At 59.7% G+C, this 13,985-nt stretch carries 15 protein-coding genes and 1 pseudogene; 6 read left to right on the forward strand and 10 right to left on the reverse strand.

Annotated elements, in window-relative coordinates; translation table 11 throughout:
* Positions 1-6: 6 nt before the first annotated feature.
* Together FQ187_RS10355 and FQ187_RS10360 are read right to left on the reverse strand one after the other, a co-directional pair.
* Complete coding sequence (locus tag FQ187_RS10355; RefSeq protein ID WP_149629386.1) at positions 7-489, reverse strand: GreA/GreB family elongation factor; 483 nt, start codon at positions 487-489, stop codon at positions 7-9.
* A gap of 14 nt (positions 490-503) precedes the next feature.
* A complete protein-coding gene (locus FQ187_RS10360; protein WP_149629387.1) occupies positions 504-914 on the reverse strand; it encodes a hypothetical protein in 411 nt (136 codons plus the stop codon).
* A gap of 124 nt (positions 915-1,038) precedes the next feature.
* Here FQ187_RS10360 and earP point away from each other — a divergent pair, with 124 nt between their 5' ends.
* Both earP and FQ187_RS10370 read left to right on the forward strand, forming a co-directional pair.
* Complete coding sequence (gene earP, locus FQ187_RS10365; RefSeq protein WP_149629388.1) at positions 1,039-2,196, forward strand: elongation factor P maturation arginine rhamnosyltransferase EarP; 1,158 nt, start codon at positions 1,039-1,041, stop codon at positions 2,194-2,196.
* A 48-nt stretch (positions 2,197-2,244) separates the two neighbouring features.
* On the forward strand, positions 2,245-2,814 hold the full coding sequence (locus FQ187_RS10370; RefSeq protein WP_028619992.1) for an elongation factor P: 570 nt from the start codon (positions 2,245-2,247) through the stop codon (positions 2,812-2,814).
* 74 nt (positions 2,815-2,888) lie between these two features.
* Here FQ187_RS10370 and FQ187_RS10375 read toward each other — a convergent pair whose 3' ends face one another.
* The 5 genes and pseudogenes from FQ187_RS10375 to FQ187_RS10395 all read right to left on the reverse strand — a co-directional run bounded on the left by FQ187_RS10375 (position 2,889) and on the right by FQ187_RS10395 (position 7,358).
* The gene (locus FQ187_RS10375; protein WP_149629389.1) at positions 2,889-3,902 is read right to left on the reverse strand and encodes an alpha/beta hydrolase; all 1,014 of its coding nucleotides are present in this window, start codon (positions 3,900-3,902) and stop codon (positions 2,889-2,891) included.
* Between the two features lie 34 nt (positions 3,903-3,936).
* Positions 3,937-4,356 carry an organic hydroperoxide resistance protein gene (locus tag FQ187_RS10380; RefSeq protein ID WP_027925717.1) on the reverse strand — a complete coding sequence of 140 codons (420 nt, stop codon included), beginning with the start codon at positions 4,354-4,356 and terminating at the stop codon, positions 3,937-3,939.
* A gap of 243 nt (positions 4,357-4,599) precedes the next feature.
* A pseudogene (locus FQ187_RS10385) lies at positions 4,600-5,561 on the reverse strand (IS110 family transposase).
* Positions 5,562-5,870: 309 nt separating this feature from the next.
* Positions 5,871-6,332 carry a MarR family winged helix-turn-helix transcriptional regulator gene (locus FQ187_RS10390; RefSeq protein WP_149629413.1) on the reverse strand — a complete coding sequence of 154 codons (462 nt, stop codon included), beginning with the start codon at positions 6,330-6,332 and terminating at the stop codon, positions 5,871-5,873.
* 69 nt (positions 6,333-6,401) lie between these two features.
* Positions 6,402-7,358, reverse strand: coding sequence for a LysR family transcriptional regulator (locus FQ187_RS10395; RefSeq protein ID WP_149629390.1), 957 nt, complete (start codon positions 7,356-7,358; stop codon positions 6,402-6,404).
* A 112-nt stretch (positions 7,359-7,470) separates the two neighbouring features.
* On the opposite strand from FQ187_RS10395, the gene FQ187_RS10400 reads away from it, so the two are divergent.
* Positions 7,471-8,220 (forward strand): sulfite exporter TauE/SafE family protein, encoded by a 750-nt coding sequence (locus FQ187_RS10400; protein WP_149629391.1) that lies wholly within the window; start codon positions 7,471-7,473, stop codon positions 8,218-8,220.
* Here FQ187_RS10400 and FQ187_RS10405 read toward each other — a convergent pair.
* Positions 8,210-9,064 carry a LysR substrate-binding domain-containing protein gene (locus tag FQ187_RS10405; protein ID WP_129436971.1) on the reverse strand — a complete coding sequence of 285 codons (855 nt, stop codon included), beginning with the start codon at positions 9,062-9,064 and terminating at the stop codon, positions 8,210-8,212. The two genes, FQ187_RS10400 and FQ187_RS10405, sit on opposite strands and share 11 nt — an antisense overlap.
* 95 nt (positions 9,065-9,159) lie before the next feature.
* Here FQ187_RS10405 and FQ187_RS10410 point away from each other — a divergent pair, with 95 nt between their 5' ends.
* Complete coding sequence (locus FQ187_RS10410) at positions 9,160-9,375, forward strand: DUF1127 domain-containing protein (RefSeq protein WP_129436970.1); 216 nt, start codon at positions 9,160-9,162, stop codon at positions 9,373-9,375.
* Between the two features lie 64 nt (positions 9,376-9,439).
* The gene (locus FQ187_RS10415) at positions 9,440-10,669 is read left to right on the forward strand and encodes a winged helix-turn-helix domain-containing protein (RefSeq protein WP_149629392.1); all 1,230 of its coding nucleotides are present in this window, start codon (positions 9,440-9,442) and stop codon (positions 10,667-10,669) included.
* A gap of 99 nt (positions 10,670-10,768) precedes the next feature.
* On the opposite strand, the gene FQ187_RS10420 is transcribed toward FQ187_RS10415, so the two are convergent.
* Positions 10,769-12,115 (reverse strand): class II 3-deoxy-7-phosphoheptulonate synthase, encoded by a 1,347-nt coding sequence (locus tag FQ187_RS10420; protein ID WP_076027974.1) that lies wholly within the window; start codon positions 12,113-12,115, stop codon positions 10,769-10,771.
* A gap of 149 nt (positions 12,116-12,264) precedes the next feature.
* Here FQ187_RS10420 and FQ187_RS10425 point away from each other — a divergent pair, with 149 nt between their 5' ends.
* Positions 12,265-13,020 carry a spermidine synthase gene (locus FQ187_RS10425; protein ID WP_149629393.1) on the forward strand — a complete coding sequence of 252 codons (756 nt, stop codon included), beginning with the start codon at positions 12,265-12,267 and terminating at the stop codon, positions 13,018-13,020.
* A gap of 5 nt (positions 13,021-13,025) precedes the next feature.
* Here the strand turns inward: FQ187_RS10425 and FQ187_RS10430 are convergent, their stop codons facing one another.
* On the reverse strand, positions 13,026-13,817 hold the full coding sequence (locus FQ187_RS10430) for a crotonase/enoyl-CoA hydratase family protein (protein WP_149629394.1): 792 nt from the start codon (positions 13,815-13,817) through the stop codon (positions 13,026-13,028).
* Between the last annotated feature and the right edge of the window lie 168 nt (positions 13,818-13,985).

Here is a 13,985-nt window from a genome sequence, read left to right on the forward strand (position 1 = left end):
CCCTTTCTATGCCACCTCGGTGACAGAAAACTGTTGCCGAGCGCCCGCCACCAGAATCTCCACCTCGTCCCCTTCGAACTTGCCCAGCAGGCTTTTGCCCAGCGGTGAGCGGGGGGTGATGACGGTAATCATCTGCCCCACCAGATCGACCTTCAAACCCGCGCCGTCGGGGGCCAGAAACAGCCATTGCTCACGACCCTTTTCGTCTTCCAGACCGAGCAGGGCACCGACTTCGATGCCGCGCTGATCGTCGTAAGGCCGCAGCGTCAGGTTCTGGCAAAGCGTCAGTGACTGCCGGATTTCCTCCACCCGTTTGGCCTGCCCGGCTGCCAGATAAGACGCCTCCAGACCCAGCGTGTCGTACTTGTTCTCGGCGATGTTTTCTTCGTGGGTCGCGGTTTCGTAAGCGGTTTGCGCGGCGCGTTCGGCGATGTCGAGGTCGATCCGCAGCTTGTCAAGAATCAGTTGGTGGACGGTCGGCTTGTGCATAGAGAGCTTCATGATTAATCGCAGAATTGCAGGACGTTGGCGCGGCTTTTTTCGCTCGGCGCAGTCTGGTCCTGTTGCAGCCAGAACTGGCATTTCGGGTTGGACAGATTGCGGCCGGTGCTGCGAGCCTGATCCATTCGTTGCTGTTGCTCGTTCTTGCGCAGGTTTTCTTCGTACTGTTCGAACAACGGGCTCTGCGGTGGAATATCCGGTGCCGGTTGTGCCACCACCGGCGGCTTGGCCAGTTGCTGCACGGCTTCAGCCACGGGCGCCAGCTGCTCGCTGAACAACAGTCGAGAGGCGAGCCAGCACGTCAGCGCGATCGCGATAAACCCCAGCCACACACCCAGGGCAATGCTGCCGGTCAGTTGCAAGGCGTTGATTTGGATCGGCAACGGGCGGCGCGGGTTGGGGCGATAGGGCATGGCTGCCTCCTGGCGGGTGGTCGCGGGCAAGTGGCGATTGTCGCATGAAGATTAATCGCCGTCGGCTCTTCTGCACGGGGTAATTTATGAGGACAATCGGCGCCTTTGCCAACGGGAGCCTGGAATGCCTGAAATGCCTCAAGTAAAAAACTGCTGGCGCTGGGATATTTTCTGCACGGTAGTCGACAACTTTGGCGACATCGGCGTGACCTGGCGTCTGGCCCGACAACTGGTGGCCGAACATTCGGTGGCTGTGCGTTTGTGGGTCGATGATCTGCGCGCCTTCGAGCGCTTGTGTCCGGAAATCGACATCAACGCCTCACAGCAATGGCGGCAGGGCGTCGAAGTGCGTCAGTGGACGGCCGACTGGCAGCCGACTGAAGCCGCTGATGTGGTGATCGCCGCGTTCGCCTGCCAATTGCCGAGTGCTTACATGGACGCCATGGCCGCGCGGGAAAAACCGCCGCTGTGGATGAATCTCGACTATCTGAGTGCCGAGGACTGGATCGTCGGCTGCCACGGTTTGCCGTCGGTGAAGTACAAGAACGTACAAAAAATCTTTTTCTTCCCAGGGTTTCAGAAGGGCACGGGTGGCTTGCTGCGTGAAAGTGGATTGCTTGAGCGTCGTCAGCAGTTTCAGCAAAGCCCCGAGGCCCAGCGAGAATTCCTGCAAGGTTTAGGGATTGATCGCGCGCAAGGTGCGCGGTTGATCTCGCTATTTGCCTACGAAAATAATGGGCTGGCCAGCTGGCTCGACGCAATGGCTGCCGACTCGACGCCCACTCATCTGCTGGTGCCCGAAGGTCGGATTCTTGGGGATGTCGAACGTTGGCTTGGTGTGGACGGTTTGGTGGCCGGCGCGGTGCATGTGCGCGATGCCTTGACCGTGCAAGTGCTGCCGTTCGTCCGACAGGATCAATATGACCTGTTGCTGTGGTGCTGCGATTTCAACGCCGTGCGCGGTGAAGATTCCTTTGTCCGCGCCCAATGGGCTGGCCGGCCGCTGCTCTGGCACATCTATCAGCAAGACGAAGACATCCACCTGGACAAGCTCGACGCCTTCCTCGCTCTGTACACCAAAGGCCTGTCCGAGCCTGCCGGCGAGGCGATCAGCGGTCTTTGGCGGGCATGGAATGCGGGTGAGAATATGACCGGGCACTGGCAATCGACCCGAAAACACTGGCCAGAACTGCAAAAACACGCCGAAGCGTGGTGTCTGGAACAGGCTTTGCAGGCGGATCTTGCCGCAGCGCTGGTACAGTTTTATGTAAATTGGATATGATACGCGGCCTAGATTTTTGTAAATCCCATCCAAATTCGGATATTCGCAATGAAAACTGGTAAAGAACTGAAACCCGGTACCGTGATCCGTCTCGAAAACGATCCTTGGCTGGTTCAGAAAGCTGAATTCACCAAGTCTGGTCGTAACAGCGCGATCATGAAGACCAAGCTGAAAAACCTGCTGACCGGTTACAAGACCGAGATCGTTTACAGCGCCGACGACAAGCTGGACGACGTAATCCTCGACCGCAAAGAAGCGACCCTGTCCTTCATCAGCGGCGACACCTACACGTTCATGGACACCACCGACTACACCATGTACGAGCTGAACGCTGAAGACATCGAAGCCGTTCTGCCTTTCGTTGAAGAAGGCATGACCGATGTTTGCGAAGCGATCTTCTTCGAAGAGCGTCTGGTTTCCGTAGAACTGCCGACCACCATCGTGCGCGTAGTTGACTACACCGAAGGTTCGGCTCGCGGCGACACTTCCGGCAAGGTGATGAAGCCTGCCAAGCTGAGCAACGGTACTGAGCTGCAAGTTGCTGACTTCATCGAAATCGGTGACAAGATCGAGATCGATACCCGCGAAGGCGGTTCCTACAAAGGCCGTGCTAAATAAGCACTGCTTCAGGAATGAAAAAGCCCGACCATCGAGTCGGGCTTTTTTGTACCTGAAGATCAAGATCTTTTGCTTTATTTCAGGTGTTGCTTCAGTTCTTCAGAGGCTTGCAACATCGCCGAACGCACCGCAGGCACCTTGCTCACCACGTTAAGCAAACCATAGTCGTGGATCATGCCGTTATAGCGCACCGCCGTGACCGGCACCCCAGCTTCGTCAAGTTTGCGGGCGTAGGCTTCACCTTCATCGCGCAACACGTCGGCGCCGGCGGTCTGCACCAGGGCGGGTGGCAGACCCTTGAGTTGCGCGGTAGTCGCCCGCAGCGGCGAGGCGTAGATCTCGTTACGTTGTTTGGCGTCGGTGGTGTAGTTGTCCCAGAACCACTTCATCATGTTTTTGGTGAGGAAGTGTCCTTCGGCAAACTGGTTGTAGGACGCCGTTTCGAAGCTGGCGTCAGTCACCGGCCACAGCAGCACCTGGAACCTGATCGCCGGTGTGCCCTTGTCTTTGGCGATCAGCGCAACCACTGCCGCCATGTTGCCACCGACGCTGTTACCGGCCACGGCCAGACGTTTGCCGTCGACGTTGATCTCTTTACCGTGCTCGGCCACCCATTGGGTTGCGGCGTAAGCCTGGTTGATCGCCACCGGGTAATGCGCTTCCGGTGACGGGGTGTAATTGACGAACACCGCTGTCGCCCCCGAACCCGTTACCAAGTCCCGAACCAGACGCTCGTGGGTCGGGAAGTCCCCCAGCACCCAGCCACCGCCGTGGAAGAACATGAACACGGGCAGCGGACCTTTGACCCCGGCCGGCCGGACGATGGTCAGCTTGAGCGGTTGGCCGTCGACTTGAATGGTTTTCTCGCTGACATCGGCTTTTGGCAGCGTCAGTTTCACCCCGGCCTGCGCGCCGACCAGCACGGGGCGGGCTTCTTTAGGGGTGAGTTGTTCCATCGGTTTGCCGGTGCCGGCATTCAGAACATCGAGGAACGCCTGGGTGTTGTGTTCAACCCCGTCGCCCGCGAACGCGCTGTGGATGGACAAGGCGAGAAGGGTGCCGGTCAAGACTTTACTGAAAGTGCGCATGTTCGTTTCCTGGTTCGGGCCTGGGATTCAGCGGTTAGACGGTAACGTGCAGGCGCACATCGACGTTGCCACGGGTGGCGTTGGAGTACGGGCAGACCTGGTGTGCAGCATCGACCAGGCTTTGTGCATCGGCTTGCTCAAGACCCGGCAGGCTGATGTGCAGGTCGATGTCCAGGCCGAAACCGCCAGGGATCTGGCCGATGCCGACATGGGCGGTGATCGAGGCGTCGTTCGGGATGGTGCGTTTGGTCTGGCTGGCGACGAATTTCAGTGCGCCGATGAAGCAGGCGGAGTAACCGGCTGCGAACAGTTGCTCAGGGTTGGTCGCTGCGCCGCCGGCACCCCCGAGTTCCTTGGGCGTGGCGAGTTTGACGTCGAGGATGTTGTCGCTTGAAACCGCACGACCGTCACGGCCGCCGGTGGAGGTTGCGATAGCGGTGTAGAGAGTTTGCATGGTGTGAGCCTCGTTCGAGCTTGGGTTTCTCGCGCTAAATGTTTGCGCGCTAAGTAAGTGCGAGGTAAATGTAGTGCGCTTATATTTAGTGTGCAATATAAATTTCGAAAAAAGTTTTGATCTGGAGGCGGGCGCTGATTAGATGTGTTGGGCTAGAGCTGTTGCGGCGGGATTTCTAGCGAAGAATTTTTTGATGGGGGGGAACGAAGCCGGAAGGGGCACCACAAAATAATGTGGGAGATTCTATGTTGCAGGGCAACCCCGCAACTTCAGGCCGGCTGGTATTTGCTCTGATTTTTCATCAGGGCAAATGCCACCCGGCAGAGTTTCCGGGCAAGGGCCACCAATGCCTGGGTTTTCGAGAAGCCTCTTGCCAAATATGACTCGTAAAACGGTTTCCATTTAGCTGAGCGACAGGCTGCCATTGCGGCGTTGTAAGCCAACCGGCGTACTTCCGGATCCCCTTTTTTGGTCAGGTGCCGGGGGCCGTTCTTCTTCCCGGAGTCATCGACCGTAAGGTCCATTCCTAGAAACGCGATGAACGCATCACTATTGGCAAAATCACCGCGCATAAAGGTCGTCGCCAACCCGGTTGCAGTCAGTTCGCCAACCCCTTCGATGGCTTTGCAGCGGTCGATATTCTCTTCAATACCCGCCTCTTTGCTGACCTTGCGCAGCAGTTTCTGAATGGCCTGATCCGCTTGCTTGAAGGCTTTTTGCTGGGCGGTCTGCACTTTCTTCAACAAGGGTTCATTGGCCCAGCTCAGCATCAGACCGGCATGGTTCTGGATCAGCGTTGCACGCCTGTGGAGCAGGCTTTTCAGCGAGGTGTAGGCCTTGGGTGGCGGGCTCCAGATCCGCAGTCCGTCTTGTTCGTTCGTCAAATAACGCGCCAGCAGACGGGCATCGCAGGGATCGTTCTTGGCTCGCTGGCCGATGCCGCGGCGATAGTTGCTCACCCGATAAGCATCCACGACATAGACCTGGTGACCCATCGCATGGGCCAACTCGACAGTGTCCAGGTGGTAGATGTTGGTGGCTTCAACGGCGATAGCGCTTTGGGCGGGCAATGTTTTAAGCCAGCGTTTAAGGGCTCTTCGATCGTTCTTGATGGCGTCAGTGGTTTGCAGGTCGGAGCGATAGATAACTATTTCAGCCTTGGCGATATCGATGCCAACAACCGTCTGCGAAGTAAGGATTGTCATGACGAATCCTCGGAGCTAGGGTTTAAGAGCTTGTCGGGGTCTACCGTTGCGCTGGCTTGCCTCTATCGTCGGTTTTACCGATGAATTCCTTATCGGCGCTTTGGGTAGAAAGGGCGGGACGAGAAGTCTCCCACGGTCTGTACTGGTCAGAGTCAGAATCGAGCTTTTAGTCCCGCCCACCCCTTCAAGTCTAAACATACAAGCGAGCTTGCTCGCGATAGCGGTGTGTCAGTCAACATCAATGCAGAATGTCAGATCGCTATCGCGAGCAAGCTCGCTCCCACAGGGGGATTTGTGGTGGTTTGGAGATCAGAGGCTGTCTTGCAGATTGCTGCGCAGCACTTGCAGCTCCGCTTGAAGTTTCTGCAGTCGCTCCAAGGTCATCCCGCTGGCGCCGAGGATGCACTGGGGAATCCCGCGCGCCTGCTCCCGCAATGCACGACCCTGTTCGGTGAGTTCTACAATCACCACCCGCTCGTCTTCACGGCTGCGGGTGCGGCTGAGTAAACCTTCGACTTCCAGGCGTTTGAGCAGTGGCGTCAGCGAGCCAGGATCGGTCAGCAGGCGCGTGCTGATTTCGCCTACGGTCAAACCGTCCTGTTCCCACAGCACCATCATCGCCAGGTATTGCGGATAGGTCAGGCCCAGTGCCTGCAACAGCGGCTTGTAGACCTTGGTCATCAGCAGCGAGGTGGAATGCAGGGCGAAGCAGGCCTGATTATCCAGCAGCAGGTCGTCGCAGTTATCCGGGGTGTTGCGCTCGGTGGTCATTTCGAAGCCTTGATCAGTGATCGTCATAAATCTAGCGGGCGAATCTTTAATGCACCAGACAATTTTAGCCTAGTGCCGGTCGAGGATACTTTGCAGGGCCAGATCCCACGGCGGTATCGGGCTGAAGCGGGTTTTCAGGTACTCCAGCAACAAGCGACTGCGGGGATTGGGTTGTTGCTCAAGGCGCAAGGCATAAATGCCGGTCGTTTCCGGTGGTGGCAGGCCGTGTTCGCAGAACAGCGGAAGCAGTTCACCGCGTAACAGGTATTCGCTGGTCAACCAGGTTGGCAAGTGCGCGATACCCAGCCCGGCCAATGCACCGCAAACCAGCGCCTCGGCATTGTTGGCACTCATGCGGATGCGCGTCGGGCGGTGCAAGTGCATCTGCCCGTCCCGCTCGAAACGCCAGGCGAACGGCGGGGCCAAGCCATCCCAGTCGAGGCCATCATGCTCAATCAGCTGCGCCGGATCGGTCGGCACGCCACGCCGTTGCAAATACTCGGGGCTGGCACAGGCGATGCGCACCATGCTCGCCAGCGGCGTGGCCACCAGCCGGGTATCGGCCATTTGCCCGGCGCGCAGCACCAGATCGACCTTGCCCAGATTCAAACCCTGCATGTCGACGAAACTGTCGATCAGGTGCAACTGCACGTCGAGGCCGGGGTAGAGCATCAGAAAGTCGGCAATCACCGGCGCCAGATGTCGCCGTCCGAACGCTGCCGGTGCATCGATCCGGATCAAGCCTTCCGGTGCGCTGCTCAAGGATACCGCCTCAGCCCGAGCCAGCCGCAGTTCAGCCACGATCCGCCGCGCGCGTTCGGCAAACGCCAAACCCGCCGGGGTCGCGCGCACCGCGTGGGTACTGCGAATGAACAACTGGCTGCCGACGGCGTTTTCCAGACTGTCGATGCGCCTCGCCACCGCCGAAGGGGTCAGCGGATGGCGGCGGGACGCGGCGGAAAAACTGCCGGTTTCCAGCACGTCGAGGAACAGACCCAGTTGTTCGGTCAATTGATTGGGGTTCATGGTGTCGTCAGCGCTTGTGCGAAGTTGGCACAGCCATTGTGCGTTGCTGTGCGTTTCCCCGCCAGCGTCGACTGCGTAGGATGAACAGCCTGACGTGAAGGGAAAATAGCCTGTGATTGAGTTTTTGATGTACCTGGCGTTTGGCGCCGCCCTGGGCACCCTCGGTGGGTTGTTCGGCATTGGCGGTGGTTTGATTGCGATTCCGTTGCTGGGCGTGTTGTTCGGCCTCGATCAGCAGATTGCCCAGGGCACGGCGCTGGTGATGGTGGTGCCCAACGTGATGCTGGCGCTGTGGCGTTACCACCAGCGTAATCGCATTGAATTGCGCCACGCGCTGCCATTGGCTTCGATGGGGTTCTGTTTTGCCTGGATCGGTTCGATCTGGGCGGTGGGCATTGATGCGCAAACCATGCGCGTCGGGTTTGTCGCGTTCCTCATTGCCCTGTCGGCCTACAACCTGGTGCGAATGTTCTGCGCCAACGCGCCAGTGTCTGCGCAGATGAACTACTCATGGCCATGGCTGGGCGTGCTCGGCGCCGCCTCCGGCACCATGGGCGGGTTATTTGGCGTGGGCGGGGCGGTGGTGGCAACGCCGGTGCTGACCAGTCTGTTCGGCACCAGTCAGGTGGTTGCGCAGGGGTTGTCGCTGGCGCTGGCGTTGCCGAGTACGGGCGTCACGCTGGTGACTTACGCGGTGCACCATCAGGTGGACTGGATGATCGGCTTGCCCTTGGCGGTCGGCGGTCTGATGAGCATCAGTTGGGGCGTGAGGATCGCCCACGCACTGCCGGAGCGACTGCTGCGCGGGTTGTTCTGTGGTTTTCTGGTGCTCTGTGCGGTGATGCTTGCCCTTAAAGTTTGAAACCTTCGACGATGTGTTCGGCCAGGCACTCGGTGATCGGTGAGGGGTTGTGCAGGTTGCGCACCAGCATGATGCTGGCCTCGGGCAGAATCGGCAGGTCTTCGGCTTCACCGAGAATGCGCATGTCCGGGGTGACCAGGCTTTCCAGCTGCGCGGTCACCGCCAGGCCTGCACTGACCACCGCCATGATTGCCGACAGGCTGTCGCTGTTGTACGCCACGCGGTAATCGCGACCCATGGCATCGAGCGCATTGCAGGCCCACAGCCTGCAGAAGCAATCACTGTTGAACATTGCCAGCGGCAGCGGCGTTTGCTCATGGGCGCTGAAACATTGCGCCTCGGCCCAGACAAAACGCTCCTTGCGCAGCAACTGGCCGATTTCGTTGCCCGGTTCGCGGGTGACGATGGTCAAGTCCAGGTCCTGGCGCAGCAGCAATTGTTTTGATGATTCGCAGTGCACTTCGATCTGGATCAGCGGATACGTCTGGGCAAATCGCCGCAGAATCCCCGGCAAAAATCGCATCACGTAATCGTCCGGCGTACCAATGCGCACCATGCCAACCATGTGCGGCTCGCGCAACGTATTGAACACCTCGCTGTGCAGCTTGAGGATGCGCCGTGCATAGCCGAGCAACACCTGACCCTCGGCCGTCAGCCGCACCTGCCGTCCGTCGCGCTGGAACAATTGACGCTGCAACACATCCTCTTCCAGCCGCTTCATCTGCATGCTCACGGCGGACTGAGTGCGGTTGACCAACTCGCCGGCGCGGGTAAAACCGCCCTGGTCGGCGATGGCGACAAAGGTGCGCAGCACTTCGGTATCGATACTCGGGTAGGCAGACATTCATCAATCTCCGAGATGTGTTACATCAGAAACATTCGTTGGATTGATCTTAGCCCCGGCGCGACACTTGAGCCATCCAAACGGAGGGCAACAAGATGAAAGGTCAACATGAACATCCAGCCGTAGAAAAACACTCGATCCACCTGGTATCCGATTTGCTGCACAAATTCAGCCGCTGGTACGAACTTCACCGGGAGCGCGAGCTGCTGGCGAGTCTGAGCGACGAAGCGCTGAAGGACATTGGCATGAGTCGTGCGGATGTGGAGTTCGAGTCGGTCAAACCGTTCTGGAATGACCCGATGCACAAATGAGTCATGCACAACTACACAAACCGTCTCCCGGTGAGGTAGGTTGCGAGCAGACAAGGAGATGCTCATGCCCGCAACACTGTCCTTTTCCCTCAAACAGGCTCGGCGTTTGGCGCTGGCCGCCCAAGGGTTCAACGGGCGCCAGCCGCCAGCGGCGATCAAACCGGTTCAGCTCAATCGGCTGATCGAGCGGCTGGGCATTCTGCAGATCGATTCGGTCAATGCGTTGGTGCGTTCGCACTACCTTCCCCTGTTTTCCCGCCTCGGCAATTACTCATCCGACTTGCTCGACCAGGCTGCCTGGAGTTCGGGCCGGCGGCGCACGCTTTTCGAATATTGGGGGCATGAAGCCTCGTTGCTGCCCTTGTCGATGTACCCGTTGATGCGCTGGCGCATGCTACGCGCGACCCGCGGCGAAGATATCTATCAGCAACTGGCACGTTTCGGTCGGGAGCAGCAGGACACGATTCGCCGGGTGCTGTCCTCGGTTCAGGAGCTGGGCGCGCTGGGTGCCGGAAGCCTGTCGACCCGTCAGGAACGGGCAGGACCCTGGTGGGACTGGAGTGCGGAAAAGCATGCGCTGGAATGGTTGTTCGCCGCTGGTGAAGTGACCGTGGCCGGGCGGCGCGGGTTCGAGCGGCTTTATGATCTGCCGGAGCGGGTGATTCCTACGGCGATTCTTGCGCAGCCGCTGCTGAGTGAGGCCGAGGCCCAGCACGGCCTGTTGCTGCATGCCGCGACAGCGTTGGGCGTCGGAACAGAAAAAGACCTGCGGGATTACTTTCGCCTGAGTCCCGGTGATGCCCGTCCGCGCTTGGCGGAATTGGTGGAGGCGGGTGAGTTGCTGGCGTGCGAAGTCCAGGGCTGGCGGCAACCGGCCTATTGTCTGCCTGAGCCGAAAGTGCCGCGCAAGGTCGAGGCCAGCGCCTTGCTGTCACCGTTTGATTCGTTGATCTGGGAGCGCAGCCGCACCGAGCGCCTGTTCGATTTTCGCTATCGGCTGGAGATTTATACGCCGCAGGACAAGCGGGTCTACGGCTATTACGTGTTGCCGTTTTTGCACAATGAGCGGATTGCCGCGCGGGTGGATCTGCGCGCCGAGCGGGCGTCGGGCAGGCTGGCGGTGCACGCTGTGCATGAGGAAGAGCCGGGGCTGGATGACGAGGGGATGCTGGCGTTGGCGGTCAATCTGCGGCGGATGGCGGATTGGTTGGGGCTTGAGCGGGTTCAGTTGAATTGCCCGCGGGCGAGTGCGGGGCGGTTGCGGGTGGCATTGGCTCAGATTGGCGGTGACTGAGAGGACGCCTTCGCGAGCAAGCCCGCTCCCACAGTTGACCGGGTTGTCCAGACGGACGCGGTCTAATGTGGGGCTTGCTCGCGAAGGGGGCGATGCGATTTAACGGCGGACTTGCTTCAGGGTTTCAGCAATCAAAAACGCCAACTCCAGTGACTGATCGGCATTCATCCGCGGGTCGCAATGGGTGTGGTACCGGTCCGACAACCCGTCTTCGGTAATCGGCCGCGCACCACCTATGCACTCCGTGACATTCTGCCCGGTCATCTCGATGTGGATACCGCCGGCATACGTGCCTTCCGCTTCGTGAACCTGGAAGAACTGCTTCACTTCGCCAAGGATCTGCGCAAAGTCGCGGGTCTTGTAGCCGCTGCTGGCCTTGATGGTGTTGCCGTGCATCGGGTCGCAACTCCACAGCACTTGCTTGCCTTCGCGCTGCACGGCACGGATCAGTTGCGGCAGGTGATCGCCGACCTTGTTCGCACCCATCCGCGCAATCAGGTTCAGACGGCCCGGATCGTTGTCCGGGTTGAGCACGTCGATCAGGCGAATCAGGTCTTCGGGGTTCATGCTCGGGCCGACTTTGACCCCGATCGGGTTGTTCACGCCACGCAGGAACTCGACGTGAGCGCCGTCGAGCTGACGGGTGCGGTCGCCGATCCACAGCATGTGCGCCGAGCAATCGTAGTAGTCGTTGGTCAGGCTGTCGCGACGCACGAAGGCTTCTTCATAGTTCAGCAACAGCGCTTCGTGGGCGGTGAAGAAACTCGTTTCGCGCAGTTGCGGCGAGCTGTCCATGCCGCAGGCGCGCATGAACGCCAGGGTTTCATCGATGCGATCGGCCAGGTGGCTGTATTTTTCCGCCAGCGCCGAGTTGGCGATGAAGTCCAGGTTCCACTTGTGAACCTGATGCAGGTCGGCAAAACCGCCCTGGGCGAAGGCGCGCAACAGGTTCAGGGTTGCGGTGGACTGGTGGTAGGACTGGAGCAAGCGTTCCGGGTCCGGCACGCGGCTTTTTTCGTCGAAGCCGATGCCGTTGACGATGTCGCCACGGTAGGCCGGCAGGGTTACGCCGTCGATGGTTTCATCGTTGGCTGATCGCGGCTTGGCGAACTGCCCGGCCATGCGCCCGACCTTGACCACCGGGCAACCGGCGGCGAAGGTCATGACGATCGCCATTTGCAACAGGACTTTAAAGGTGTCGCGGATTTTCGCGGCGGAGAACTCGGCGAAGCTTTCGGCGCAGTCGCCGCCCTGCAGCAGAAACGCGCGGCCCTGGGTCACTTCGGCAAACTGACGGCGCAACTCCCGCGCTTCACCGGCAAACACCAGCGGCGGATAACTGGCCAGCGTTTGCTCGACGTGCAGCAAATGCGCTGCGTCGGGGTAATGGGGTTGTTGCTGGATCGGCAGGGCGCGCCAGCTGTCAGGGCTCCAGGGTTGGCTCATCACGGTCTCTAGTGTTTTACGCTCGGACGGTCATGTTATCAGCAATTAGTGCGTGACCTGTTCCCGTCGCTTCGCGGACAATCGCGCCTTTGCCGCGCTACTCCGCGGTTTTAGTACGTTGCCGGGCACGGCGACGATCAGGAGACGAAATGACTGAGGAGCGCGTCGAGCATCTGCTCGCCGAGGTACAGGATGAGTTCGGCGTGATTCGCGTGCTGGAAGTGGCTGATTACCGTTTTCTCGAGTTCGGTGATGCCATCGAACAGAGCTGCGTGTTCACGGCTGATCCGAGCTGGCTCGAATACGATTACACAAGGGCGATGCTGATTGGCGCGTTGTGCCACGAGCAGCCGGAAAGCGCGCTGTTCCTCGGTCTCGGAGCCGGCACCCTGACCCAGGCCTGCCTCAAGTTCCTGCCGCTGGAAGACGTCGAAGCCATCGAACTGCGCCCCGACGTACCGCGCCTGGCCATTGAATACCTTGGGCTGGATGATGATCCGCGGTTGTATATCCGTGTGGGCGATGCGCTGGAACTGCTCGATACCGCTGAGCCGGCGGATCTGATTTTCGTCGACCTCTATACCGATGTCGGGCCGGGTGTCGGGCATCTGGCGTGGAATTTCCTGGAAAACTGTCAGAAACGCCTGAACCCGGGTGGCTGGCTGGTGATCAATCAGTGGGCTACCGATGATGGCAAACCGTTGGGCGCCGCCTTGTTGCGCGGGCTCTATCACCGGCATTACTGGGAACTGCCGGTGAAGGAGGGCAATGTGATTCTGTTCGTGCCTTCGGAGCTGGATCAGGAACTGGACATGGACGGCTTGATCGCCCGCGCCGAAGGACTGGCGCCGCGCTTGGGGTATTCGTTGCAGTCGTTGATCAAGGCGATTCGCCCGGCGACCTAAGTTTCTCAACAACCTTTGAACACGCCGGGTCGCTTTTCGATCATCGACCGAACGCCTTCTTTGGCATCCTCACTGGCGAGCAACTTCTTCACCAGCGGCGGCAAACCCCGCGCGGCCGCTATTTCCCCTTCATAACGCGCCTGCCTTGCAGACATCAGCGTCGCCTGAACCCCAAGCGGCGCCTGCCGGGCAATCCGCTCAGCCAACTCCATCGCCCGTGGCAGCAGATCCTCGCTGGCCATGACTTCCTGCACCAACCCCAGATGCAACGCCTCATGGGCGTCGAATTCATCGCCGGTCAGCAGCCAGCGCATGGCATTGCCCCAGCCAGCGACCTGATGCAGGCGCAACGTGGCGCCGCCGAACGGGAAGATCCCGCGTTGCACTTCTTTCTGGGCGAAGCGGGTGTTGCTGGCGCACAGGTTGATATCGGCGGCCAGCATCAATTCGATACCGATGGTCAGGCAGTAGCCTTGTGCGGCGACAATCACCGGTTTGCTGACCCTGGGGCCAGCGAATACACCCCACGGATCGCAGCCACCAGGCGGTGCCTGCCAGCCTTCGGCCAGGGCCGCGCTGGCGCTGACCAGGTCCAGCCCCGCGGTGAAATGCTCACCGTGGCCGAACACCACCGCCACCCGGGCTTCGCTGTCGGCCTCGAACTCGCCATAGGCCAGGCTCAGTTCGTTGAGCAGATCGAGATCGAAGGCGTTGCGTTTGGCCACCCGATCCAGGCCGATCATCAGGACATGACCGTGCCGTTCACGGCTCACACGACTGGAGCAGGGCTGATTCATGGTGCATTTCCTCGGGCGGGAAGGGGTGGGTAGGGGGATGTGAGACAGCAGGTCGGCGTCACAAGGGTGAACCGTTTTAGCGCGATCGTCAGCAGGGCCGGGCCTTGGAAAAATAGACCGTTGCCCGATTATCCGCAAAGCGTGTGACAGAACGCTGTACACGGCAGT

Source organism: Pseudomonas sp. ANT_J28, from assembly GCF_008370005.1.
Classification (GTDB): Bacteria; Pseudomonadota; Gammaproteobacteria; order Pseudomonadales; family Pseudomonadaceae; genus Aquipseudomonas; species Aquipseudomonas frigoris.

Bases quoted from the DNA above. Each gene is read 5' to 3' on its own strand.
- FQ187_RS10355 (WP_149629386.1), bottom strand. From the start codon at position 489: ATGCACAAGCCGACCGTCCACCAACTGATTCTTGACAAGCTGCGGATC.
- FQ187_RS10360 (WP_149629387.1), bottom strand. From the start codon at position 914: ATGCCCTATCGCCCCAACCCGCGCCGCCCGTTGCCGATCCAAATCAAC.
- earP (WP_149629388.1), top strand. From the start codon at position 1,039: ATGCCTGAAATGCCTCAAGTAAAAAACTGCTGGCGCTGGGATATTTTC.
- FQ187_RS10370 (WP_028619992.1), top strand. From the start codon at position 2,245: ATGAAAACTGGTAAAGAACTGAAACCCGGTACCGTGATCCGTCTCGAA.
- FQ187_RS10375 (WP_149629389.1), bottom strand. From the start codon at position 3,902: ATGCGCACTTTCAGTAAAGTCTTGACCGGCACCCTTCTCGCCTTGTCC.
- FQ187_RS10380 (WP_027925717.1), bottom strand. From the start codon at position 4,356: ATGCAAACTCTCTACACCGCTATCGCAACCTCCACCGGCGGCCGTGAC.
- FQ187_RS10390 (WP_149629413.1), bottom strand. From the start codon at position 6,332: ATGACCACCGAGCGCAACACCCCGGATAACTGCGACGACCTGCTGCTG.
- FQ187_RS10395 (WP_149629390.1), bottom strand. From the start codon at position 7,358: ATGAACCCCAATCAATTGACCGAACAACTGGGTCTGTTCCTCGACGTG.
- FQ187_RS10405 (WP_129436971.1), bottom strand. From the start codon at position 9,064: ATGTCTGCCTACCCGAGTATCGATACCGAAGTGCTGCGCACCTTTGTC.
- FQ187_RS10410 (WP_129436970.1), top strand. From the start codon at position 9,160: ATGAAAGGTCAACATGAACATCCAGCCGTAGAAAAACACTCGATCCAC.
- FQ187_RS10415 (WP_149629392.1), top strand. From the start codon at position 9,440: ATGCCCGCAACACTGTCCTTTTCCCTCAAACAGGCTCGGCGTTTGGCG.
- FQ187_RS10420 (WP_076027974.1), bottom strand. From the start codon at position 12,115: ATGAGCCAACCCTGGAGCCCTGACAGCTGGCGCGCCCTGCCGATCCAG.
- FQ187_RS10425 (WP_149629393.1), top strand. From the start codon at position 12,265: ATGACTGAGGAGCGCGTCGAGCATCTGCTCGCCGAGGTACAGGATGAG.
- FQ187_RS10430 (WP_149629394.1), bottom strand. From the start codon at position 13,817: ATGAATCAGCCCTGCTCCAGTCGTGTGAGCCGTGAACGGCACGGTCAT.